At 37.7% G+C, this 21474-nt stretch carries 21 protein-coding genes and 1 pseudogene; 16 read left to right on the top strand and 6 right to left on the bottom strand.

Going from position 1 to position 21474, the window contains the following annotated elements:
• Positions 1 to 11: 11 nt before the first annotated feature.
• A complete protein-coding gene (gene uppS / locus NSQ77_RS07980; RefSeq protein ID WP_339230161.1) occupies positions 12 to 728 on the top strand; it encodes a polyprenyl diphosphate synthase in 717 nt (238 codons plus the stop codon).
• 28 nt (positions 729 to 756) lie between these two features.
• On the opposite strand, the gene NSQ77_RS07975 is transcribed toward uppS, so the two are convergent.
• Complete coding sequence (locus tag NSQ77_RS07975) at positions 757 to 1338, bottom strand: hypothetical protein (RefSeq protein ID WP_339230159.1); 582 nt, start codon at positions 1336 to 1338, stop codon at positions 757 to 759.
• Between the two features lie 770 nt (positions 1339 to 2108).
• Between NSQ77_RS07975 and hflX the strand changes: the two genes are divergently transcribed.
• Together hflX and NSQ77_RS07965 are read left to right on the top strand one after the other, a co-directional pair.
• Complete coding sequence (gene hflX / locus NSQ77_RS07970) at positions 2109 to 3374, top strand: GTPase HflX (RefSeq protein ID WP_339230157.1); 1266 nt, start codon at positions 2109 to 2111, stop codon at positions 3372 to 3374.
• A 31-nt stretch (positions 3375 to 3405) separates the two neighbouring features.
• Positions 3406 to 4311, top strand: coding sequence for a macrolide 2'-phosphotransferase (locus tag NSQ77_RS07965; RefSeq protein WP_339230156.1), 906 nt, complete (start codon positions 3406 to 3408; stop codon positions 4309 to 4311).
• Between the two features lie 76 nt (positions 4312 to 4387).
• Here the strand turns inward: NSQ77_RS07965 and NSQ77_RS07960 are convergent, their stop codons facing one another.
• Entirely contained in the window at positions 4388 to 4840 is a 453-nt protein-coding gene (locus NSQ77_RS07960; protein WP_339230154.1) for a YaiI/YqxD family protein, read from the bottom strand.
• 138 nt (positions 4841 to 4978) lie between these two features.
• Here NSQ77_RS07960 and NSQ77_RS07955 point away from each other — a divergent pair, with 138 nt between their 5' ends.
• Both NSQ77_RS07955 and NSQ77_RS07950 read left to right on the top strand, forming a co-directional pair.
• Positions 4979 to 5341, top strand: coding sequence for a PadR family transcriptional regulator (locus NSQ77_RS07955; RefSeq protein ID WP_339230152.1), 363 nt, complete (start codon positions 4979 to 4981; stop codon positions 5339 to 5341).
• The gene (locus tag NSQ77_RS07950) at positions 5328 to 6329 is read left to right on the top strand and encodes a hypothetical protein (protein ID WP_339230150.1); all 1002 of its coding nucleotides are present in this window, start codon (positions 5328 to 5330) and stop codon (positions 6327 to 6329) included. The genes NSQ77_RS07955 and NSQ77_RS07950 overlap by 14 nt, the downstream gene beginning before the upstream one ends.
• Before the next feature lie 51 nt (positions 6330 to 6380).
• Here the strand turns inward: NSQ77_RS07950 and NSQ77_RS07945 are convergent, their stop codons facing one another.
• Positions 6381 to 6956: a GNAT family protein gene (locus NSQ77_RS07945; protein WP_339230148.1), complete on the bottom strand. Its 576-nt coding sequence runs from the start codon at positions 6954 to 6956 to the stop codon at positions 6381 to 6383.
• A 148-nt stretch (positions 6957 to 7104) separates the two neighbouring features.
• On the opposite strand from NSQ77_RS07945, the gene NSQ77_RS07940 reads away from it, so the two are divergent.
• From NSQ77_RS07940 to NSQ77_RS07920, 5 genes are all read left to right on the top strand, one after another.
• The gene (locus NSQ77_RS07940) at positions 7105 to 7491 is read left to right on the top strand and encodes a GntR family transcriptional regulator (RefSeq protein ID WP_339230147.1); all 387 of its coding nucleotides are present in this window, start codon (positions 7105 to 7107) and stop codon (positions 7489 to 7491) included.
• Entirely contained in the window at positions 7488 to 8378 is an 891-nt protein-coding gene (locus NSQ77_RS07935) for an ABC transporter ATP-binding protein (RefSeq protein ID WP_339230145.1), read from the top strand. The genes NSQ77_RS07940 and NSQ77_RS07935 overlap by 4 nt, the downstream gene beginning before the upstream one ends.
• Positions 8365 to 9111 (top strand): hypothetical protein, encoded by a 747-nt coding sequence (locus tag NSQ77_RS07930; protein WP_339230143.1) that lies wholly within the window; start codon positions 8365 to 8367, stop codon positions 9109 to 9111. The genes NSQ77_RS07935 and NSQ77_RS07930 overlap by 14 nt, the downstream gene beginning before the upstream one ends.
• A complete protein-coding gene (locus tag NSQ77_RS07925) occupies positions 9108 to 9803 on the top strand; it encodes a hypothetical protein (RefSeq protein WP_339230141.1) in 696 nt (231 codons plus the stop codon). The genes NSQ77_RS07930 and NSQ77_RS07925 overlap by 4 nt, the downstream gene beginning before the upstream one ends.
• Before the next feature lie 252 nt (positions 9804 to 10055).
• Entirely contained in the window at positions 10056 to 10682 is a 627-nt protein-coding gene (locus tag NSQ77_RS07920) for a LysE family transporter (protein WP_339230139.1), read from the top strand.
• Positions 10683 to 10740: 58 nt separating this feature from the next.
• On the opposite strand, the gene NSQ77_RS07915 is transcribed toward NSQ77_RS07920, so the two are convergent.
• Together NSQ77_RS07915 and NSQ77_RS07910 are read right to left on the bottom strand one after the other, a co-directional pair.
• Positions 10741 to 12003, bottom strand: coding sequence for an AAA family ATPase (locus NSQ77_RS07915; protein WP_339230137.1), 1263 nt, complete (start codon positions 12001 to 12003; stop codon positions 10741 to 10743).
• 215 nt (positions 12004 to 12218) lie between these two features.
• The gene (locus NSQ77_RS07910; protein ID WP_339230135.1) at positions 12219 to 13580 is read right to left on the bottom strand and encodes an FAD-dependent oxidoreductase; all 1362 of its coding nucleotides are present in this window, start codon (positions 13578 to 13580) and stop codon (positions 12219 to 12221) included.
• A gap of 117 nt (positions 13581 to 13697) precedes the next feature.
• On the opposite strand from NSQ77_RS07910, the gene NSQ77_RS07905 reads away from it, so the two are divergent.
• The 3 genes from NSQ77_RS07905 to argF all read left to right on the top strand — a co-directional run bounded on the left by NSQ77_RS07905 (position 13698) and on the right by argF (position 16503).
• Positions 13698 to 13982 (top strand): DUF3219 family protein, encoded by a 285-nt coding sequence (locus NSQ77_RS07905; protein WP_339230133.1) that lies wholly within the window; start codon positions 13698 to 13700, stop codon positions 13980 to 13982.
• A gap of 72 nt (positions 13983 to 14054) precedes the next feature.
• Positions 14055 to 15245, top strand: coding sequence for a class I SAM-dependent rRNA methyltransferase (locus tag NSQ77_RS07900; RefSeq protein ID WP_339230131.1), 1191 nt, complete (start codon positions 14055 to 14057; stop codon positions 15243 to 15245).
• A gap of 295 nt (positions 15246 to 15540) precedes the next feature.
• Positions 15541 to 16503: an ornithine carbamoyltransferase gene (argF, locus tag NSQ77_RS07895; RefSeq protein WP_339230129.1), complete on the top strand. Its 963-nt coding sequence runs from the start codon at positions 15541 to 15543 to the stop codon at positions 16501 to 16503.
• Between the two features lie 68 nt (positions 16504 to 16571).
• Here argF and NSQ77_RS07890 read toward each other — a convergent pair.
• Positions 16572 to 16821, bottom strand: a pseudogene (locus tag NSQ77_RS07890) (IS3 family transposase); the annotation flags it as partial.
• 231 nt (positions 16822 to 17052) lie between these two features.
• On the opposite strand from NSQ77_RS07890, the gene NSQ77_RS07885 reads away from it, so the two are divergent.
• The 3 genes from NSQ77_RS07885 to NSQ77_RS07875 all read left to right on the top strand — a co-directional run bounded on the left by NSQ77_RS07885 (position 17053) and on the right by NSQ77_RS07875 (position 21462).
• Positions 17053 to 18846 carry an alpha/beta fold hydrolase gene (locus NSQ77_RS07885; protein ID WP_339230127.1) on the top strand — a complete coding sequence of 598 codons (1794 nt, stop codon included), beginning with the start codon at positions 17053 to 17055 and terminating at the stop codon, positions 18844 to 18846.
• Positions 18847 to 18872: 26 nt separating this feature from the next.
• Complete coding sequence (locus NSQ77_RS07880) at positions 18873 to 20468, top strand: glutathione ABC transporter substrate-binding protein (RefSeq protein WP_339230125.1); 1596 nt, start codon at positions 18873 to 18875, stop codon at positions 20466 to 20468.
• Between the two features lie 142 nt (positions 20469 to 20610).
• On the top strand, positions 20611 to 21462 hold the full coding sequence (locus NSQ77_RS07875) for an MBL fold metallo-hydrolase (protein ID WP_339230123.1): 852 nt from the start codon (positions 20611 to 20613) through the stop codon (positions 21460 to 21462).
• Positions 21463 to 21474 lie beyond the last annotated feature (12 nt).

Here is a 21474-nt window from a genome sequence, read left to right as displayed (position 1 = left end):
GGTTTAGCACAGTGCAAAAAGTAATACCAAAGCATGTTGCTATTATCATGGATGGAAATGGAAGGTGGGGGAAGAAAAAAGGCCTGACAAGAAGTCAAGGTCATTATGCAGGCGCTCAGGCAATGGAGCGAATGATTGATGCCAGTATTGAATTAGGCATCCAAATCCTCACACTTTATGCATTTTCTTCAGAAAATTGGAGGCGGCCAAAGGATGAGGTTAATTACCTCATGCGATTACCAGTAAAGTTTCTCAAAAAAAAGCTGCCAGAATTTATGAAAAGAGATATTAAAATACTTGTTTCAGGTAACATAGAAGCTCTTCCGAAAGCCACAAGAGGGGCGCTGGATGATTCTGTTGAAGCCACCCAAAATAATACTGGCTTGATAGTGAACTTTGCTTTCAATTATGGAGGGAGAGATGATATCCTTCAAGCTGTTCATAAAGTTATTTATGAGGTTCAGCACAATCATGTGGAATTAGAAAAGTTAGACGAATCGCTGTTCCAGCGGTTTTTATATACGAAGGAACTGCCAGATCCAGAATTAGTCATACGTACAGGCGGAGAGAAGCGGATGAGTAATTTCCTGTTATGGCAATGCTCGGCATCAGAGCTATACTTTAGTGATATGTACTTTCCAGATGTAGATAAGCAATTATTAGAGGATGCGATTGGTACGTTGCAGAAAAGCTGCTCTTTCGTTGAAAACATCCCCAAAACAGTGTAATGTTTTGGGGATGTTTATTTTAAATGACTTATATTTTTAGCGGAACCATACTAAAGGTCGGTTCCATGATATTTATAAGCTTTTCATCTGCATAAAAATCTGCAAGCTTTCCTTTGTATACGAGCTGAAAATTGCCTGTTTCCTGAATATCGTGAGGAGTTATTAAAGATACTGGCTTCGGGAAATCAAGAATATCACATTCCTTTAAAACAGATGCAACAAATTGCGAACAAAAAAATGCCTTTTCTCTGTTAATAGGCTTGTTTAAAATAACCCCAAATAAACCTAAGAAATTATAGCGATATTGCTCTTTTTCAGCTTCTATCTTTTGTAGAAATGCATTAATTTTTTGAAGCTGATCTTCATTAACTGTGCAGCTATAAATAGCTGCACTTGCATGCTTGAATAGACCTGATCGCATATTTTCCTGAACAAATCCACCAATGAAAGGGTTTCGAGGTTTTTTCCTGCCGAAACTATATGCATTTACTAACTGGGGATCAAAGGAAATGGATGCGTGGTTATATGGTTTTTTGGTATATGATTTTATTAATCTAGTAAAAACAGTTCCTGTATCGGTTAAAAGTATAAATAAATTCTTTTCGTTCATTATTAATCGCCCCTAAATTCATCATGAAACATTCAACTGCTGCCATCTTATAGACGAAATAAGCTATACATAAGTTTCACTTTTTATTGTTAATCTTTCTTAATAGTAATGCAGAATAGATAATTTCATAAGCAGCTTGAGAAATATTTCATCCTAGGTCTGAAGACGTATATACTTTAAATCCAATGCAGTGAACATAAACACGCCAAAGGCGAGCAGTTCTTCTGTAAAATTGAAATGTGCTCCCAGTAAAGGAATAATCCTTGTTCAATTGACATATGTATGTTAGAGTTGTAGATACTATAAACAGAAATGGAGGTTTTCCTTGTGGCAACTATCAGACTTCGAATCCGAGGATTGAACAATTAATTGAATATGTTCAGCTCTGCCTGTGCGCAGAGTAAATGGGATTGGTCTGCCTTTTCATAAGGAAAACTTTTATATGAGGTTGTTCAAAAGGTCCGGTAAAAATGACGCTTTGAGAGCAAATGACCTTCGACTAACTACCTTCACGTCCTGTGTCGAACGTCGAAGTCACCACATCCTGTGGAAGCCCGGTACGGGGAGCTACGCCGCTTCGAACTTCTTGGTCCTTTTTATCCTCCTTTTGACCACATATTATATACGGTTTTTTATACAGAAAAGAAGGGGAGTAGTCTACCTTCTTTTTTGCTGTCCAAAAAATGGCTGCTTTCGCAATTAGAAAATTAAATATCCCATTATAAAGCACAGGCAGGAGTCTATGCTTTATTAAAATTGGAGGAAATTAAATGAATAAAAAAGCAATATTAGTTGGCGTCAATACGTCAAAGCAAGAAGAAGAGTTTGCTTATTCCATGGAAGAATTGGGGAATTTAGCGGAAGCTTGTCATATTGATACGGTTGAGGAAATGAGGCAGAATTTGAATCGAATCAACCAAGGCTACTATCTTGGAACAGGTAAAATGGATGAATTGAAAGAAATGGTTGAAGCAGAGGAAGCCGATATGCTTATCTTTGATGATGAATTATCCCCTTCACAAATTCGGAATATTGAGGAAGCAACGGAATGTCAGGTTGTTGACCGCACGATGCTGATTCTGGAAATTTTTGCGAACCGGGCTAAAACGAGGGAATCCAAGCTTCAAGTTGAAGTAGCTCGCCTTAAATATATGCTGCCGCGATTAATTGGCAGCCGTGAATCACTTGGTCGTCAAGGCGGTGGATCTGGCTTGATTAATCGTGGGTCTGGTGAAACAAAACTGGAGACGGACCGTCGTAAAATTGAAGAACAAATCGCTAAATTAAACCGCGAGCTGGAAAACCTCGTTAATCAACGGAAAACACAGCGGAAACAGCGTGAAAAAAATGATGTACCTGTCGTCTCGCTTGTTGGCTATACAAATGCAGGAAAATCAACAACAATGAATGCTGTATTAGATATTTATCAGACGGGAACAGATAAACAAGTATTTGAAAAAGATATGCTCTTTGCAACGTTAGAAACCTCGGTACGAAAGGTTGAGCTGGAAACGAATCAAACCTTTCTGCTAACGGATACGGTAGGATTTATTAATAAGCTTCCACATCATCTTGTAAAAGCATTTCGCTCTACATTGGAAGAAGTTATAGAAGCTAATCTTCTGATTCATGTATTGGATATATCGAATCCGAATTATAAAGAGCATTGCAGGCTAACGAATGAAATTTTAACTGCAATTGGAGTTACAGATATACCGATGATCTATGCCTATAATAAAGCCGATCAAACGGAAATGAATTATCCAGTAGTTGAGAACAATCACATTTATTTGTCTGCCAAAAAGCGTACCGGTATTCGTGAATTACTCGATTTGATTAAAGTGAATGTTTTTAAAGACTATGTGATTTGTGAGTTGTTAATACCTTATTCTGAAGGACAGATTGTATCCTATCTAAATGACCAAGCAAATATTCTTGAGGAAGTGTTTGAAGAAAAGGGAACTAGGTTAAGAGTAGAATGTAAGCCTTCAGATGCAGAAAGATTTCAGCAATATCAAATCGATGAGGATAAATAATAAGAATTAAAATGAGAAAGTGGTGAATCACATGACATTAACAAACACACAAGTAGTTGATAAAGCAAGAGCGCATGGACTCTATATCACACCGGAATCTTTGAAGTACAATGAATCGGGCCTTGACTTTCAAGTGGTATTCGCAACAGATGAAAAGGGAGACCATTGGGTATTGCGCTTTCCGAGACGTAGTGATGTCATCCCATCTGCCAAACAAGAAAAGCAAATACTTGATTTAGTCGTACCTGAGATTGCTTTTCAAGCGCCGAAATGGGAGATTTTTTCCGATGAATTAATTGCTTATAAACTTTTAATTGGAATACCAGCAGGAACGATTGATCCAGAAAAGAAAGCATATGTATGGGAGCTCGATGAGAAAAATCTGCCTGAAGCGTACGTAGAAACATTAGGGAAGGCTATGGCTGAATTGCATCAAATAAATCATGAAAAGGTTAAAAAAGCAGGTTTAACGGTGCAAACAGCGGAAGAAATTAGAGATGTAATGCGTGAGAGAATGGGAAAAGTAAAGGCAACATTTGGAGTGAGTCAACCGCTTTGGGACCGTTGGCAAAAATGGCTTTCGAATGACTCGATCTGGCCGCAGCAAACTGCTTTCATCCATGGTGATTTGCACCCTGGGCATATTTTAATTGATGAAGAAGCTCGTGTGACTGGGTTTATTGACTGGACCGAGGCAAAAGTGGATGATCCAGCAACCGATTTCGTATCCCACTTAATGGCGTTTGGTGAGGATTCGCTTAAACAATTGATTGATGCATATGAACGCGCTGGTGGAAATGTTTGGCCAAATTTGTTTGACCATGTGGTCGAGCTTCAAGCAGCATATCCAGTTGGAATCGCTGAGTTTGCAGAGAAATCAGGTTTAGACGATATGATGGAAATGGCGAAGCAGTCGCTCGGAGTAGGCGATGAATAAAAAGAAACAAGGAAATATGTCCCCGCTAGTTTATACTGGCGGGGACTTTTCTGCATTCAGACAGAAGCTAATGTAATTATCTGTCATGAAATTCCTCCAGCTTCTGTTTGAAAATCTCCCTAAACATCTCTCTATCCTCATGGGTAAAAGCTTTCGGTCCTTTTGTACGTTGCCCACTTTTTCTCGCCATGGCACTTAAGTATCTCGTTTGCAGGAGCTGATCAATATTGTCATTCGTATAGACAAATCCTTTATGGTGCAACACAATACATCCTTTTGCAAGGCCAAGTGATGCTAATCCATAGTCCTGAGTAACGATGAAGTCGCCTCTTTCTGCAAGCTTCATAATGCGGTAGTCAGCTGCATCTGCACCTGAATCAACATAAATGGTTTCCACACCAGTGGGATTTTCAGCACGGGAAAAATGCGACAGGCTTGTGACTAAAATAACTGGAATTTTAAATATACCAGCCTCTTTCATAATGACATCCTTTACTGGGCATGCATCTGCATCAACATATATTTTCATTTTTTTCGCTCCTTAATTGATTGTGATAATAAGCGGATATCCTGTATTTGTCAACTAAAATATAATTTATTTTTTATAATAATATGCACTTTACAATAGTGTGCGACGTACACTATAATGAGTTTAGGAGTTGATAACATGAGCGATGAAAAAGAACACTTAGATAAATTAATGCAGGAATTGCGCCGGGGGACGATTACGATTGGGGTATTAAGTCAGCTTTCAAATCCTCAATATGGATACTCTCTCGTCACAATGCTCGCAGAGAAGGGAATTCAAGTTGAACCAGGGACATTATATCCATTGCTAAGAAGGCTGGAAAAACAAGGGTTGCTTGATAGTAAATGGGATACGAATGAAGCTAGACCACGTAAGTATTATCTGTTAAGTGAAACTGGGAAAAATGTGTATGATTTGCTTGTCGTTGAATGGAAAAACATCGTTGAAAGCTTGAATCATGTAATTGAAAATAAAGGAGATGGTGAAAATGGAGATGATTGATCGGTATATCTATGCGGTGACGCAAAAATTACGGCAGGAACAAAGGGAGGATATCGCAAAAGAACTGCGTGGTTTAATTGAAGATATGCTGGAGGAACGTGTTGGAAGTAGAGACATTAGCGATAAAGATGTTGAGGAGGTTCTACTGGAATTAGGAACCCCAAGAAAATTGGCAGATAAATACCGTGGCGCAAAAAAGTATCTAATTGGACCAGAGCTTTTTGATTCCTATTTGATTGTCTTGAAAATTGTACTTGTTACAGTTGCCTCAATATTAGGCGTGATATTTGTTGTGCAAACCATACTCGATCCTGTTTTGATACTCGATCATTTTGTTGATTTAATTGTATCGACTGTAACTGGAATTCCGATGGCTTTTGCCTGGACGACATTTGGCTTTGCACTGCCGGAGTATCTCGGTGCCTATCAAGCGAAGGATATCCAAATTGATACGGAATGGAAACCATCTGACTTGCCGCCTATACCAGATGAAAAACGACAAATTAAACGTGGAGAATCAATTGCCGGAATTATTTTTTACGCTATATTTATCGTCATTTTGGCATTTTCAAGTGATTATTTTGGTGTATGGGTATTTCATGATGGCTTTTCAGGAGTTGTTCCATTTCTAAATGAAAGAACATATGGTATGTATTTATTGTTTATCCTGCTTATATTTGGCTTTGGCATTATCAAAGAGTGTCTGAAGCTTGTCTCTGGAAAATGGACATATAAGCTAGCAGGGTATACGTTGATATTGAATGCAATCTCTATGGCTGTCATTTTGCTTATGGTTAGTGGACCCACCTTCTGGAACCCTGATTTTATGAATGAGTTAGCTCAAGCTGGTGTTGTCACAGCTGGCAGTGAGGAATATGAAGTCGGACAGAAAATCTGGGAACAATCTACATTTTGGATTTTCGTATTGCTTGTCATTGGATTAATTTGGGATGCGATAGATGGATTTATTCGAGCGCGAAAAAAATAGAGGAAGTGTATATTTTAAGACGCAGAATGGTTTATAGCCATTCTGTGTCTTTTACAATTTCCCTTTTATAGACGTAGAAAAGTCTTGACTCAACAAGGAATACATATACATATCATCAAATTTACCACAGGTAAATTCATAATTTCTCAGTAACCCTTCTCTCATAAATCCTTGTTTCTCTGCTAGCTTTATTGAAGCAATATTAGGTGGTTCTATTAAGGCTTGGATCCGTTGGAGCTTCAATTGTTCAAATCCGTAAGCTATTACAGCCCCAAGCGCTTCACTTGCAATACCCTTACCCCAATAATTTCTATGTAATTCGTAACCAATTTCACTTCGGTAATGCTGTGAAGCAATATTAAGAAAGCCGCAGCTGCCAATAACCACATCTTCTTCTTTTAATGTAATTCCCCATCTAATCCCTGTTTTTTGTTTTAAGGTCGATTGATACCATGAGATTTCATCAAAAGCTTCTTCTATTGTTTGAAAAGGATCAAGCCCGTAGTGTTTCATTACTTCTTTATCAGAAAGGTATTCCAACATGCTCGCTGCATCTGTTTCTTTAATTTCTCGTAATCTTAATCGGGTTGTTTCAAGTATTGGGAAGGAATTCATAGCAATATTCATGAAAATTACTCCTATTTTTATTTAGATTTAATAACTCTAATTTTACCATAATACTGAAAAATGTTACTGACTATATTGCAATTATCTAATTTAAGTAATATACTAAGTTACACGAGTAATGCACTAGTTTAGAGAGGGGGTTGCAGGATTGATTCTTAATGCGAATGGGTCCAAGCCAATCTATATTCAAATTTCTGAATGGATTGAAACGGAAATACTGAATGGCAACCTTACAAAAGATGATAAAGTTTATTCGCAATATAAGCTTGCGGAGTTATTTACCATTAATCCAGCAACAGCAGCCAAAGGATTAAACCTTCTGGCTGATGAAGGAATTCTGTATACGAAGCGAGGTTTGGGGAAGTTTGTGACAGCTGATGCACTCACAATCATTATGAATAAACGGAAAAATCAGACACTAAAAGGATTGCTTCAGGAGGTTGCTTTGGAAGCAGAGCGATTACATGTTACGGAAAATGAATTAGTGGAAATGCTTAGGCAAATTATGAAAGAGCGCAAGGGGGATTCGCGGTGAATGTAGTGGAGTGTAAAGATTTAACCAAAAAACAGGGGCAGCAAAACGCTTTAAATGACCTATCAATTACAATTAAAGAGAATACGATAACTGGATTGATTGGACGTAACGGGGCAGGGAAGACAACGCTTTTAAAAATTCTTGCAGGGTATTGGTATGAAACAGCAGGGGAAGTCCGCGTATTTAATGAACAGCCGTTTCAAAATCTCTTCGTATCTACGAATGCGATTTATGTGGATGACCAAATGAGTTTCTCTGGAAGATTAACCTTAGCAGAAATTTTAAAGGAGGCTGGCAGGTTTTACCCGAATTGGGATGCTGGGCTTGCTGAACGATTATTTGACTACTTTTCATTTCACCCAAAGCAAATACATGTTCACCTGTCGAAAGGGAAGAAGAGTACCTTTAATATGATTATAGGTCTGGCATCGAGATGCGCGTTGACCATGTTTGATGAGCCGACAACTGGAATGGATGCCTCCGTAAGAAAGGATTTCTATCGTGCACTGTTAAAAGACTATTTAGCTCATCCGAGAACAATTATGATTTCCAGTCATCATTTAGAGGAAATTGAAGATTTATTAGAGGATGTTTTATTGATTGAACAAGGAAAAAAATATTTCCATCTTTCCATGGATGATCTGAAGGAATATGCTGTTGGTCTAACGGGAAGAACTGAGATTATTGAACAGTGGACTGCAAATAAGGAAGTCATCTATAGCAGGCAGATAGGAAAGGATACAACGTATTGTGTTGTAAAGCGGGATTATTTTCCGTTAGAGCAGGCGAAACAGCTTGGGATAGAGGTATCCTCTATAGCTGCTAGTGATCTATGTGTCTACTTAACTCGTAAACAGAAGGGCGGTATTGATGATGTCTTTAAATAAAATGAGTTTAGGAGTGATTGTGAAAAAACAATTTCAATATAAACTGAAGGCATATGCTGGAGTTTTTAGCTCATTAGCATTCCTGCAGATCTTTGCGATTCTTTTTTCCCTGGGAGGCAATGGATCTAGTGGTTCGTATAATAATAACTTATCTATAAATACGATACTTTATACCAACACAAGTGTCATTACGTTAACAATGCTCTGGATTGTCATTCATGCGATTATGATAACGACGAAAGCAGAACGGGAGAATGGATTTACGTTTGTGTCCAATCAATTAAGCAATAATCTGTCAAATGCTCTATTTTTATTGTTGGCTAGTACTATTGGTGGAATCACTACTATTCTCGCAGGCTTTCTGCTGCGTGTTATTGTATATTTTTTCATCGATACGAATCCAATTATAGGAAACGGATTTACGTATCAGTTAAACGATGTGCTTATCGGAATCGTAGCTATGATATTGTATTTAATACTTTTGGGTTCATTTGGATATTTATTAGGAATGATTACACAGCTGCACCGCATGCTGCCGGTAATTGTACCTGTTCTTGTGATTGGGATTCTAATTACCATTGCACAAACCGAATCAGCTATAATTATTAGATTCAGTGAATTTTACTATCAAGAAACGAATGCACTGTTCTTTATCTTAAAAATTCTTGTAACGTCAATACTCTGTTTTCTTGGTGCAATCCTAATTTCGAGTCGATTGGAGGCGAGACGATGAGTGTTTCTGAACTTTTTCCAATCATTTTTTTGGTTTTTATAATAGCGGCAATCGCCGTAGTGGCCGGAAAGCTGAGTAAACGATTTACTGCTAAAAGAGGATATTGGATGCTTTTAGGATACTTTTTACTATTAATTATATCTGTTGGGGTTTATTATTTTTTTCCGGTTTCAGAGGTAGAGAATGTTGAGTCTAAGGATAACGATATGAACCGTGACGATCTATACAATGTGCTTTATGAAGGAGCACCTATTGAATCCTACCAAAAATATCTAGAAACGGAATGGGAATTTCCATATGAGAAAGATACGCTTTATATTGATTATTTAGGTGACGATATGGGTACGATAAATGTTGTCGTTGAAAGATACGATGGGAATACAATTGAAGCGGCTTTTTATCAAACACCCATTTATGTGAATGGTGAAAGTGTACAAGAATACATGAATCCGATCGATCTTCAACTGTACTCTGATCAGTTAGTAATTGAACTAGCTGAATCAAGGGAATTAAGATTTTCCTCCTTTGCAAAAGAGTTTCCGATGCAGCAGTTTACGAAGAAAAATGATAAATGGTGGAGTGGCTTTGAAATAGAGTGGGGAACTCAGCTGCTTTATTTGCGTATACCTAATGGAATTGAGACTAGCAGTAACTATGATATTTATATTGAATATTTAAATGTAAGTGAGTGAAAGACAAAAAACGTGATACGTATTGAAGTATCACGTTTTTGTTATTTTACTGAGAACTACAAATTTTGAATGTTTGGATACCTTAGTTATTTTAAACAGCCTTGTGGAATCAAAGTACGGGGGGCATTCTGTATGTCGCTAACCGGGCGCTTCCACTTTTGAGGTTTGCATAACAATTCATTTTGTTGTGTAAAAATACATTTAACGCTATAATATTCTCATTCAAATATTAAATGCAGAATGGAGCAGCATATGATCACAGCATTTCTTACTTATTTTCTATTAGGACTCGCACTCTCGCTAACACCGGGTGCAATGACTGTTCAAATGGTTCAGCAAGCGCTGCGAAATGGTTTTTTAAGTGGTTGGTTTGTGGGTCTGGGCGGCATGACCATTGATTTTACATTAATTGTGCTTATTTATTTTGGCTTCTCCCAATTTCTGACGTATCCATTGGTAGAAACCGTGATGTGGTTTGTTGGATTTGTATTTTTATTAATTATTGGGATTGATAGTTTAAAAGAATCGAAAACACCGGTTGACTTCAGTGGGACGGCACCGAAGAAATCGATGGCAAAAGCATATGCATCAGGTTTCTTTATGGCAATTTCCCCAGCTAATATTGTCTTTTGGATTGGAATATTTGGCCCATTGCTCATATCTTCTTTAAGTGATGGAGCAGGCACACACTTTGTTGTTGTTGCAGCAGGAATCCTCCTCGGTATACTTGTACATGATATTGGACTAATGAGTGTCATTCATTATACGAGGCGGTTTCTGAATCAAAAAATTCTAAAAGGTGTTTCCATCCTCGCTGCTTTTATTTTATTTGGGTTTAGCTTGTATTTTGGCTATGAGTTTATGAGTCAATTTTTATAGGAACTTAAAAAAATCTTGCTTCATATTAATTGAAGCAAGATTTTTCAAGCAGGCTTTTTTAAAATCCTAACCGCCCTGCGTATTCTACTGTTTCCCAGTCTTGTCTTATTGTTCTTCGTTGATTCTCTTGTAAGTCTTTGACAATTTTCTCGACGTTTACCTGCTGTTCATAATGCCACTGGAGAGCAATTGACATATAGAGCTCATTAAGCTGGGCAATAGATAATCCTTTTGTTTGCTTTGCTAATTCGTTAATCGTTGTTCCGTCTAAAAATTGTGTTAATCCTTTTTTATGCAGGTATTCATTTCGTAATGGTTCATCAGGCTGTTTGATCTCATAAGCACGGTCAAAACGTCCTGCTCGATTAATTAAGGCAGGATCGATTTTTTCTGGGTAATTTGTTGTCCCAATCAAGAAGATGCCTTCCTTAGATGTTGCACCGTCTAATGTATTCAGGAATACAGAACGTGCTTCTTCTGGCATAGAATCGATGTCTTCAATGATAAGAATCATCGGTGCCATTTTTGTAACAGTAGAGAAAACCTCTTTTATCGAGTAGCTGGATGTATACTCGGTAATCTGCCAATAAACAACTGGAGCGGCAACACTACCTGCGATGGATTTGACAAGTGTTGTTTTGCCATTTCCAGGAGAGCCATATAATAGAATGCCACGTTTATATGGGATGTTATAGGTTTTGAAAAATGATCCGCTCTTTAAGAAAAATTCATCGATGGAACGATAAATATCTGTTTTTACATCTTCCTCTAAAAGGATGTCTTCTCGTTTAATTTGATAGGTAATTTGTTCTCGTGAACGCTCTAAGCCATCCTCTGTATCGGTGAGCACATTAATACCATCAAGCATAAATTCCCTTTGCTTTTCAGTGATGAAGTTAAGGAAGCTTAGTAAAGCATCATCGTTCCTTGCGAAGGTGAATTCCCTTTCATATTCCATATGACTTTGATAGATAGGTATTTTGACGATAGCAACCTCATAGTTTGGAAAATAAAAAATATTATTTGTGAGAGACGGTTTAATCATGTATTTTTCTGTATCGTTATATGTAATAGCAGACGTACCGATAGCATCATAGACACTTGCTAAAAGCTCAATATCGGTCTCATTTCGGGAAAGGATTTGTTCAATTGTGTCATCTATTTCAAGTCCTTCTTCGGCTTCATAAAGCTTTAATTCAAAGCCAAGTTTTTCAATGAATAACTCTTTTACTTTGTCGATTGCAACTGCATAGTCATAGTAATGGGGAATCGTTACACTATCTGTATCACTGAATTTAATTAATGATGGATTTTTTTTCAATATAGATTTCCACTCGCCTTCTGTTGAGTCTGTATGTAATTCATTAAAAATTATTCTAATAGTTATCACCATCATCATACCATATAGCGGTGAAGCTGTAATGAAATTATTACCATTAATCTGAGATAAAACTCTGTTTTTATTTCGGCAGAAGATGGGTCTTTCTTTTGATTAATTGCAAAATAAAAAGGGCTCTAAAAAGCCCCCGATATACATTAGTCAAAGCTTGAAAACAAGTTATTCAATGCTTCACTCATGGATGGATGTGTGAAAATATTATCCTTTAATCGTGTGTATGGTAATTTAGCCTCCATGGCAATTCTCACGGTATTGATTAATTCGTGTGAACCTGCGCAAAATAAAGTACACCCTAAGATTTCATCTGTGTCCGGGTCAATAAGAGCCTTCAAAAGTCCGTCTGTTTGTTTGACAATACGAGCATAAGGAACACCTGCTGCAGGAATAGATGCTGCTCTATAGTTAATACCCTCTTCTTTAGCTGTCTTTTCATTTAAACCTACATGGGACAGAACAGGTTCAATGAAAACGGAATACGGTATATTTTTTCGTTGTTTTTTTGAATAAGAGCCATCATCAAATAGTTGATCACGAACAATACGAAAATCATCTAATGAAATGTAAGTAAACTGCGGACCACCATTAACATCCCCTAATGCCCAAATATGATCGGCATTTGTCTTCAGGTAATCATCTGTAATAATTGCTCCTTTATCATCCATTTGAACGGAAGTATTTTCTATCCCAAGTCCTTCTGTGTTTGGCTTTCTGCCGGTTGCAACAAGTAGGGCAGATCCAGTTATCTCTTTTGCTGTATCGCCCCTCTGATAAGTGACAGCAACGCCGCCATCTTTATTCTTAACAGATTTTACCCTGCTTTCTAGTTGTAAGGTAATTCCTTTTTCTTCAAATATCTTTTGTACTTTATCGGCAATATCACGATCATCATTCGGCAAGAATTCCTCAGAGCTGTCAATTACAGTAACCTTTGAACCGAAGTTTGCATACATCGAAGCAAATTCTAAACCAATATACCCACCACCGATGATAACAAGTTTTTCGGGCAGTTCATGACGCTCTTGGAGTGTTGTAGAAGTATAGACATTTTCTGTATCATCAATCCCATCAAGCGGTGGAATGATTGGAGATGAGCCGGTGTTTATAAAAAAATTATCCGCAGTTAGCTCAAGAGATTCAGAATCTGATCTAAGCCTGATTTTTTTATCATCGATAAACGTAGCTTTTGCGGTATATACTGTAACTGTTTCCTGATCATCAAGCATCTTAAAATTATTCTCTCTTAAAGTAGAGGTTAACTGATCCTTTTCCTGTATTGCTTCTTGGTAATAGTCCTCTTTGGATTCGCCGGACTTTGCTTGCTGTTCGGATTGAAAAGCAAGCGATTTTGTTGGGATACAGGCAATGTTAATACATGTGCCACCATATTGTTCAGCAGATTGCTCTATCATAGCAACTTGCTTTCCAGCCTTAGCAAGGGATGCTGCTAACGTTTTACCACCTTTACCAAAGCCGATAATAATTGCATCAAAATGTTCCATCAAAATCACCCTTTCATTAAACTATTACCCTAAAGGTTTGGAATTAAACAAATAAGTTCTTTTAGTAAACAGTTGGCGATAAAATTGATAAACTTTTCATAAAAGGGAGTGAGGCGCATGAAACGAAAAGTGATTATAAATGGATATGAAATTGATGGACTGCAATTTCATATGGAAAAACAGCCAAGCGGAAATCGAAAAGTGAGCTTTGATTTTAAAGTGACTAGTGAGGAATATCATGATATAACTACTTTGCTCTATAAAAATGATTTTATAGTTCAGATTCCTGAAGAGAATCTTGAATTTCGAGCTACGATTTATAATTATGCTACATCCATTACAAATTTATATGAAGCTGATGCCGTAGGAGATTTTCGTCTTGAATTAGTGGAGCAATCCTAGCTTTTTATCCGACAGCTTGCGTTAATTACAGGTCACATGCGATAATGTGTAAAAATGGAATAGGATGAAAATATGGCTAATATTGTGGAATTGAAAATAAAACCAGATTTTACTAAACACTATAAAAATAAATTTCCGTTAATTTTGAAAGATGCAATCACAAATCCAGGGACTTTGTCTGAGGAAGGAAAAATTGTTCATTTAGTGGACCAGCATGGACAGTTTTTTGCAAAGGGATACTATGGCAAGCAAAACAAAGGTCTGGGATGGATACTATCTTTTAATGAAAATGAAAAAATTGATACCGTCTTTTTTAAGCATAAAATACGAACTGCATTTAATAAAAGACAGTCCTATTATAACGACGAGAATACGAATGCATTTCGTGTCTTTAATGGAGAAGGCGATGGTATTGGCGGTTTAACAATTGATTATTTTGCTGGGTATTATGTAATCAGCTGGTACAGTAAAGGGATCTACTCCTTTAAAGACAAGGTTATTCGTGTGCTTGATGAGCTCGTCGATTATAAAGCGATTTATGAAAAGAAGCGCTTTGACACAAAGGGACAATACCTCGATGATGATGACTTCGTAAAAGGGGAACGGGGAGAGTTTCCAATTATCGTTAAGGAGAATGGTATAAACTATGCGGTTCATCTGAATGATGGTGCAATGGTGGGAATCTTCCTTGACCAACGCGGTGTGCGAAAAGCAATTCGCGATAAGTATGCAAAAGGAAAAAATGTCTTAAATACGTTTTCCTATACAGGAGCATTTTCCGTCGCGGCCGCACTTGGTGGTGCTGCAAAAACCACTAGTGTAGATCTTGCAGGGCGTAGTAAAAGTAAAACAATTGAGCAGTTTGCTGTAAATGGTATTGATTACGAACAACAGGATATTATCGTGATGGATGTGTTCGATTATTTTAAATACGCAAAACGGAAAGAACTGAAATTTGATTTCGTTGTCCTGGATCCGCCGAGCTTTGCTCGCTCAAAAAAGCATACGTTTAGTACAGCAAAGGATTATCCAGCTTTAATTCAAGATACATTAGCGATTACCGAAAAGAACGGCATTATTGTAGCATCTACAAATAACGCTTCTTTTGGAATGAAGAAGTTCAAAGAGTTTATTAATAAAGGATTCAATGGAATGAAGTATAAAGTTCTTGAAGAATTTTCCTTGCCGGCTGATTTTCAAGTAAACCGCAATTTTAATCAAGGGAATTACTTGAAGGTTGTCGTTGTGCAGAAATTAAGTTAGCTAAAAAACCTGCTTTGATTCGTTCAAAGCAGGTTTTTTAGGTGGTTGGACAGATAGCTGGCAAAGGGGTAATACATGGGAGTTTTAGTTTTTTTATAAAAAACAAGTCAGTGTTTAAATTTATTGAGGTTGCTCGTTCAGCGTTTGATAATGCTTATTCTGACATTGGCTAATTTATTATACTAACCATTATACATATATTAAAATGTGAAAATAATATAAAAACACTTGTATATTTATTCTAAATAATGCATAATAATTCATATACAAATTACAAGAGGATGTGAGTTTTATCATGACAATGGTTAAAGAAGCGGATTTGATAAAACAGGAGCTAAAGGGACGGGACTTTTTAACACTTGCCAATTATTCGAAGGAGGAAATTAACTATCTGCTGGATTTAGCGGATTTTATTAAAAAGCAGAAGCAAGAAGGTATTCCTTTTGAACCCCTAAAAGGAAAGACATTGGGAATGATTTTTGAGAAGTCGTCAACGAGAACGCGTGTGTCGTTTGAGGCTGGCATTTATCAATTGGGCGGTATGGGAATTTTCTTGAACTCAAAAGATATACAGATCGGCAGGGGCGAGACAATCGCTGACACGGCACAGGTTTTGTCTGGTTATTTGGATGGAATTATGATTCGAACATTTTCTCAAGATGTGGTTGAGGAGCTTGCAGCGTATGCCAGTATCCCTGTTATTAATGGACTGACAGATTTGTATCATCCTTGCCAAGTGCTTGCAGATTTGCAAACAATTAAAGAAGTAAAAGGAACATTGGAAGGCAAGAAGGCTGTTTATATTGGGGACGGGAATAATATGGCACATTCTCTTATGCATGGAGCCGCTAAAATGGGGATGGAGCTGGTGATTGCTGCACCTGATGAATATCAGCCCGATCCAGATGTCACAGCAAAGGCACAGGAAATAGCTGCTGAACATAATGCGAAAATTAGTATTGAAGTGGATCCTGCTGCAGCTGTTCAAGATGCTGATGTTATTTATACAGATGTATGGGCAAGTATGGGGCAGGAGAAAGAACAAGCAAAAAGAGAAAAAGATTTTGACGCATACCGTGTCGATGCAGCGCTACTGGCTAAGGCGAAAGCAGATGTTACATTTATGCATTGTCTGCCTGCTCACCGCGGTGAAGAAGTAACTTCAGAAGTAATTGATGGGGCACATTCTGTTGTTTTTCAACAGGCTGAGAATCGACTGCATGCACAAAAAGCATTGATGACAGCATTAATGAGCTAATACTTTAAAGAGGACTACCACCCTGAACTGCCCCTTGTCAAGTAGACAGTGGAAAAACAAAAAATGATTTAAGCGGCTTTAGTCCTGTATTCAACAGGGCTAAGACCGTTTAGTCTTTCTTGATATCTTTCATAGTTGTAAAAGCGAATATTCATCAATTGCTTTCGTGAGTTCCTCAAATGTCCCATACTTATGGAAGTAATACTTCTCGCATTTGAGAGTTCCCCAAAACGATTCCATTGGTCCATTATCAATGCATTTTCCTACACGAGACATACTATGTGTCATTTCCACTTCATCTATCCTTCGTTTAAACCCACCCTACGGGGAGCATATCACCCAGGTGGTCCTTTTAGTTTGCAGAAGTATCTTCTACGATAGTAAAGCTAAAGTGTGTAATCTTAATAACCCCTTTTAAGTTGTCAGTTCTAAAAAACGTAAGAGTATCCAATTTTCTGGATTGATTTCTGAAAATAAATACTATATAATTTTTTGTTATAATCAACATTTGCAAGAAATGTTCGAAAAATAAAAGGGGAGGAATGGAAAATGGCGACAACATCTGAGGAAATTTTACTATCTTATTTAAAGTCATACCGAGCATATGAGCCAGCTGTAATCTCAGGTCAACAAGCAATTACATTTCTAACCAATAAAACTGGATTACCACAGGTTTGGAAATGGGACGGCCAAACATCCGAGATCCAACAATTTATCGAGCTGCCGGACAGAGCGCTCACTGTAAATCATTCACCATCCGGAACGAAGACGATAATAGGGTCGGATATTAATGGGAATGAGAAACAGCAATTTTACTTAATCAGTGAACAAAGCGCAAGAGTAGAGGAGCTTGTCATCTCAAAAGAGCATTTCCATCATTTTGGCGGCTGGTCGCCAGACGAAACAAAAATCGCTTTCTCCAGCAATCGCAGAAGTCCAGGATATTTTGATGTGTATATTATGGATATTGCAACAAAAAAGGAAGAAGTAGTATATCCGTATGATGGTAATTGTACTCCGGTTTGTTGGACAAAGGATGGAAAAGGAATCATTTTAAGTATAGCAGAAACCAACATAGACAACTCCCTGTATATATTTGACTTGGAAACAAAAGAAATGACGAAGATTGGCAAAGAAAATATAAGCGCGAGGTATCATTCGATACAGCTGACAAAGGATGGAAAAAAGGGCTATCTTGTAACAGATGAAGGACGTGATACGTTAGCTATTCATTCCTTTACATTCGATAATCCTAGTGAATTGGAACAACTTTCGAAAATTGAAAAATGGGATATTGAAGAAATAAAATTATCTCCCAACGAAAAATTACTTGCATATACGGTAAATGAGGGGGGAGTTTCAAGACTGCGATTTTATCAAATAAAAGATAAAGCGATGTTTGAAGCGACAGGGCTTCCATTTGGTGTATACAGCTCTTTATCATGGATGGATAATGCAGAGCTTGTCCTAGAAATAAAAAGTGCGATTCTTCCAGGAGATATATGGTCAGCAGACTTAAAAGAGCAAAATACGAAGAGGCTTACTTATGTGGGTGAAAATAAGGACATTAACCATTTATGGACAGAGCCGGAATTATGTCATTATTCTTCTTTTGATGGGCTGGAAGTACCTTATTTCCTTTATGGTAAGAAGGAACACGAACAGCCCCTCATGATTTATGTGCATGGTGGTCCGGAGAGTCAGATTAGGAATGAATATAATCCTGTCATACAATTTCTAGCAGCTCAAGGCTATGCAGTAGTTGCGCCAAATGTACGGGGCAGTATGGGCTATGGAAGGAAATACGTGCAATTAGATGATGTACACAAACGGATGAATGCTGTTGCTGATTTAAAATGGCTTGTAGAAGACCTTACTAGAGAGCATGGTGCTAATCCAGGAAAAATCGCCATTATGGGACGTAGCTACGGAGGTTTTATGGTACTGGCGGCAATTACACACTATCCTGAATTATGGGCGGCGGCAGTAGATATTGTTGGTATTTCACATTTTAAGACTTTCCTTGAAAATACAGGTCCTTGGCGCAGGCGATTAAGAGAGAAGGAATACGGTTCACTGAAAGAGGACCTGGACTTTTTCGAAGAGATTGCCCCATTAAATCATACAGATAAAATGACAGCACCTTTGCTTATTTTCCATGGCAAAAATGACACGCGAGTCCCTGTCAGTGAAGCAGAGCAATTGCATAGGGATTTACAGAGACAAGGAAAAGAAGTGGAGCTCATTGTTTTCGAAGACGAAGGGCATCAAACAGAAAATATAAAGAATCAAATTGAAATGAATACGAAAATCGTTGCCTTTATGAAAAAGCACTTGCAATAGACGTCAATTATACTGGGGGAACAATTATGAAAAGAGTATCGAGAAATTGGCTGTACACATTTATTGCTATAACACTTATAAGTATCTTTCTTGCAGGCTGTGCTAGTGAACCAGATGAAGCGGGGGGTACAGAAAATGATGGGAAACAGCATGGTGGAGATTTAGTTATTGCTACGGTTTCTGACGCAATCTCATTAGATCCGGCTGGAGCAAATGATGTTCCATCGTTCGATATCCAATTTAATATTTTTGAAAAATTAATTAAGCACGATGAGAATATGGGTCTGGAGTCTAGCCTAGCAACAAGCTGGGAAGCGGTTGATGATACAACATGGGAGTTTAAGCTTCAGGAGGGAGTAACCTTCCATGATGGAACAACGTTTAATGCAGAAGTAGTAAAGGCGAATATTGGGCGTATTATTGATGAAGATGTGGCAGCTCCTACAGCCTATTTGCTCGATATGATTGATGAAGTAATTGTTATTGATGATTATACAGTACAAATAAAGACGGCATATCCATTTTCAGGTCTGCCAGCACATCTAGCACATTCATCTGGAGCAATGATCTCTTTAGAGCAAATTGAAGCAGATTATGCAGCGATGGAAGAAGGAGCGGATCCTGGAAGTGTCATTAATGAAAAACCAATTGGGACAGGATATTTTAAATTTGATGAATGGAGTCCTGGACAATATATCCGCTTAGTTAAAAATGAAGATTATTGGGATGGGACAGCATTACTAGACTCGGTCACATTTAAGGTTGTTCCTGAAGACCTTACTCGTATTGCTGAACTAAATACAGGTGATTCGCATGTCACTAATCAATTAAGTTCTTCTGATGTAGCACAAATTGAATCAACAGAAGGATTAGCGATGCTGCAACAAGGAAGTGTTTCCCTGGACTATCTTGGTTTTAATACACAAAAAAAGCCATTTGACGATGAGCGTGTTCGGCAAGCAATTACGATGGCAATTAATAAAGAACAGATTGTAGATGGTATTACGAATGGCTATGCTATTCCTGCTGCAGGGCCACTTGCGCCAAATGTATTTGGTTATAATGAAAATTTAGAAGGAATTGCCTATAATCAGGAAGAAGCAAAGAAGCTATTGGCTGAAGCTGGTTACGAAGATGGATTCTCCACTTCAATTTGGACCAATGAAACACGAGAACGACTGGATATTGCAACCAATATTCAGTCTCAGCTTTCAGAAATTGGGATTGATGTAGAGATTGAGATTTTTGAATGGGGTGCATATTTGGAGAAAATTGGAGAAGGTGAGCATGATATGTTCATTTTAGGATGGTCTAATGGAACAGCTGATGCGGATAACGGGTTGTATCCACTATTCCATTCTGAGAATATGGGACCGCCTGGAAACAGAACCTTTCTTGATCATGAGAATTTAGATTCTATCTTAGAAGAGGCACGGCAAACAATAGATGAATCGGAGCGGCTAAAATTATATAATCAAGCACAAGAATTGCTCGTGGAATTAGCCCCGATGGATTATTTGATGCATAAGGATTATTTATCAGGGCTGCGTGAAGAAGTAAAAGGATTATCAATGTTACCTACAAAATTCTTGCTTCTTAAAGATGTATATATTGAAGAATAGAACTTTAAGGGCTGGTGGAGAATTCCATCGGTCCTCTTTTTTAGCGTTTCAATATAAAATTTATACGTTGAAGCGTGTTTTGCCACCGCAATAAATAGGTTATAATGAACACTACAACTTAGCTAGAAGGAGTACGAAATACATGCAAACATTACAGAAGCTTTCCAATCGTCTTTTTTATCTCCCGTCATATCAAAAGACAGACCGGCCAATTTTAGCAGCTGTTGCGGGGGATAATCAAACATTGTTGATTGATGCTGGGAATTCATCCAATCATGCACAGCTATTTAAGGAGCAATTGGCTCCGCATAATATCACTGGAGATATTCTAGCCTTAACACATTGGCATTGGGATCATGTTTTTGGCTTACATGAAATGGACATGCCATCCATCGCTAATTATATGACTTATAATAATATAAAAGAGTTACAAAGATTTTCATGGGAAGATAAGGAGCTAGATGAGCGTGTCGAAGCAGGAATTGAAATTTCATTTTGTGCGGATGCGATTAAATTAGAGCTTGGGGAAGCGCGTGATGTTAACATCACGGATCCTACACTTATTTTTGAAAATCGAATGCAAGTCAATCTTGGCGGGGTCAATTGTATTATTGAGCACGTCGGAGGGGATCATTCACCAGACTCCAATCTTATTTATATACAGGAGGAAAAAGCGCTATTTCTTGGAGATTGTCTTTATGCAAATATGTATGCAGAAAAATGGCATTATACAATGGAAAAGATGGGGACGCTTTTAGAGAAGATAGAGACCTATGATGCAGAGTTGTTTTTCCTATCCCATCATCCAGCACCTTTATCAAAAGAAGAATTCGCAAGCTTTTTTGAATTACTGAAAACAAGTGCAGCATTAACAAAAAGGTATGAGGGGAGGCAGGAGGCGATTGTAAAAGCGATGACCTCACATTTTCAGCGAGAATTAACAGAAGAGGACTTGGAAATTATTGGTTATTTTGTAAATGGGTATGCTAAATAAGAAAAAAAGGAG

The sequence above is a fragment of the Oceanobacillus sp. FSL K6-2867 genome (genome assembly GCF_037963145.1).
Classification (GTDB): domain Bacteria; phylum Bacillota; class Bacilli; order Bacillales; family Amphibacillaceae; genus Oceanobacillus.
Note: the sequence above shows the minus strand (reverse complement) of the source record. Positions and strands in the feature narration are given on the sequence as shown.

What these genes read in the sequence shown, in the direction of transcription:
- NSQ77_RS07975 (WP_339230159.1), bottom strand. Translation starts at nt 1,338, where the DNA reads ATGAACGAAAAGAATTTATTTATACTTTTAACCGATACAGGAACTGTT.
- NSQ77_RS07875 (WP_339230123.1), top strand. Translation starts at nt 20,611, where the DNA reads ATGCAAACATTACAGAAGCTTTCCAATCGTCTTTTTTATCTCCCGTCA.
- NSQ77_RS07885 (WP_339230127.1), top strand. Translation starts at nt 17,053, where the DNA reads ATGGCGACAACATCTGAGGAAATTTTACTATCTTATTTAAAGTCATAC.
- NSQ77_RS07905 (WP_339230133.1), top strand. Translation starts at nt 13,698, where the DNA reads ATGAAACGAAAAGTGATTATAAATGGATATGAAATTGATGGACTGCAA.
- NSQ77_RS07950 (WP_339230150.1), top strand. Translation starts at nt 5,328, where the DNA reads ATGGAGATGATTGATCGGTATATCTATGCGGTGACGCAAAAATTACGG.
- NSQ77_RS07965 (WP_339230156.1), top strand. Translation starts at nt 3,406, where the DNA reads ATGACATTAACAAACACACAAGTAGTTGATAAAGCAAGAGCGCATGGA.
- NSQ77_RS07945 (WP_339230148.1), bottom strand. Translation starts at nt 6,956, where the DNA reads ATGAATATTGCTATGAATTCCTTCCCAATACTTGAAACAACCCGATTA.
- NSQ77_RS07960 (WP_339230154.1), bottom strand. Translation starts at nt 4,840, where the DNA reads ATGAAAATATATGTTGATGCAGATGCATGCCCAGTAAAGGATGTCATT.
- argF (WP_339230129.1), top strand. Translation starts at nt 15,541, where the DNA reads ATGACAATGGTTAAAGAAGCGGATTTGATAAAACAGGAGCTAAAGGGA.
- NSQ77_RS07880 (WP_339230125.1), top strand. Translation starts at nt 18,873, where the DNA reads ATGAAAAGAGTATCGAGAAATTGGCTGTACACATTTATTGCTATAACA.
- NSQ77_RS07900 (WP_339230131.1), top strand. Translation starts at nt 14,055, where the DNA reads ATGGCTAATATTGTGGAATTGAAAATAAAACCAGATTTTACTAAACAC.
- NSQ77_RS07955 (WP_339230152.1), top strand. Translation starts at nt 4,979, where the DNA reads ATGAGCGATGAAAAAGAACACTTAGATAAATTAATGCAGGAATTGCGC.
- NSQ77_RS07925 (WP_339230141.1), top strand. Translation starts at nt 9,108, where the DNA reads ATGAGTGTTTCTGAACTTTTTCCAATCATTTTTTTGGTTTTTATAATA.
- NSQ77_RS07920 (WP_339230139.1), top strand. Translation starts at nt 10,056, where the DNA reads ATGATCACAGCATTTCTTACTTATTTTCTATTAGGACTCGCACTCTCG.
- NSQ77_RS07910 (WP_339230135.1), bottom strand. Translation starts at nt 13,580, where the DNA reads ATGGAACATTTTGATGCAATTATTATCGGCTTTGGTAAAGGTGGTAAA.
- NSQ77_RS07930 (WP_339230143.1), top strand. Translation starts at nt 8,365, where the DNA reads ATGTCTTTAAATAAAATGAGTTTAGGAGTGATTGTGAAAAAACAATTT.
- hflX (WP_339230157.1), top strand. Translation starts at nt 2,109, where the DNA reads ATGAATAAAAAAGCAATATTAGTTGGCGTCAATACGTCAAAGCAAGAA.